Here is a 1,439-nt window from a genome sequence, read left to right as displayed (position 1 = left end):
CCGTCGGCCGGCCGCCGGGATCCCGAGCCGGCCGCGTTCGCCGCCCGGTCTCGTGGCGGAGGGAAAAGCGCAGGTGGGAGGGGGTTGGGCGCGGGGCGTGGACCCGCCGCCACCGCCCGTGGGCCGAGGCGGCCTCCGGCACCCGCGGTGCCCGGCCCCCGTGGGGACACCCCCGCGTCACCCTCCACAAGGGCGCGGGCACCACCCGTTAACACCGAACTGATAACGGCTCCGCGGGAGCCCTTTTCCTGGCATCTACGCGCGTTACGATGCGGCGAAAGCCAGCGCCAACGGAGGCGCTTCGAGCGAAGGGAAGTCCTCTTGCGCCGGGTAAGCAAGCTTGCCGCCGCGGTCGGCACCGCCGCGGCCCTCGCCCTCAGTGCCACCGCGTGTGGCAGCACGTCCACGGAGTCCGCCTCCTCGGACTCCTCCGACCCCACTGAGAAGGGCAAGGGCATAGCCCTCGCCTACGACGTGGGCGGACGTGGCGACCAGTCGTTCAACGACGCCGCCTACCGGGGATTCGAGAAGGCGAAGGAGGACTTCGGTATCGACGGCGAGGATGTCGAGCCCTCCGACGGCGAGTCGGACGCCGACAAGGTCCAGCGCCTCACCGACCTCGCCCGCCAGGGCTACAACCCCGTGATCGGTGTGGGCTTCGCCTACGCCACCCCGATCGAGGAGGTCGCCGAGAAGTTCCCGAAGACCACCTTCGGCCTGATCGACGACAACACCGTCCAGGCGGAGAACGTCGCCAACCTCGTCTTCAACGAGGAGCAGGGCTCCTACCTGGCGGGCGTGGCCGCGGCCAAGGCCACCGAGTCCAAGGTCGTCGGCTTCGTCGGCGGCGTCGAGGTCCCGCTGATCAAGAAGTTCGAGGCGGGCTTCGTCCAGGGCGTGAAGGACACCGACAAGTCCATCGAGGTCAAGACCCAGTACCTGACCCAGCCGCCGAACATGGACGGCTTCTCCAAGCCGGACCTCGGCAAGGAGGCCGCGCGCGGCCAGCTCGACGCCAAGGCCGACGTGATCTACCACGCCGCCGGCCTCGCGGGCCAGGGCGTCATCGAGGCGGTCGCGGCCAAGGACAAGTGGGTCATCGGCGTCGACTCCGACCAGTACACGCAGAAGACACTGGACAAGTACAAGGACAGCATCCTGACCTCCATGACCAAGGATGTCTCCGGCGCGGTCTACGACCTGGTCGAGTCCGTCCAGAACGGCGAGCCGATAAGCGGTGAGAACCGCTTCGACCTGGAGTCCGGCGGTGTCGGCCTGTCCGACTCCAACCCGGCCTTCACCGAGATGACCGAGCTCCAGGAAGCCGTGGAGAAGGCCAGGGAGGGCGTCGTCAGCGGCGAGATCGAGGTCAGCACCGGGTCCTGACCCCTCTCCCGCCCGACCGGTCGGGCCCGGCGGCGGAGCGGAGCGGGGGGGGG

Annotated in this window: 1 protein-coding gene; it reads left to right on the top strand. The window is 69.6% G+C overall.

Translation table 11 applies throughout. From position 1 onward, the window contains the following. Nucleotides 1–321: 321 nt before the first annotated feature. The gene (locus tag LJ221_RS09980; RefSeq protein WP_241715485.1) at nucleotides 322–1,386 is read left to right on the top strand and encodes a BMP family protein; all 1,065 of its coding nucleotides are present in this window, start codon (nucleotides 322–324) and stop codon (nucleotides 1,384–1,386) included. The last annotated feature ends 53 nt before the right edge of the window (nucleotides 1,387–1,439 follow it).

This window comes from Streptomyces sp. CNQ085, assembly GCF_022614595.1.
Lineage (GTDB): Bacteria > Actinomycetota > Actinomycetes > Streptomycetales > Streptomycetaceae > Streptomyces.
Note: the sequence above shows the minus strand (reverse complement) of the source record. Positions and strands in the feature narration are given on the sequence as shown.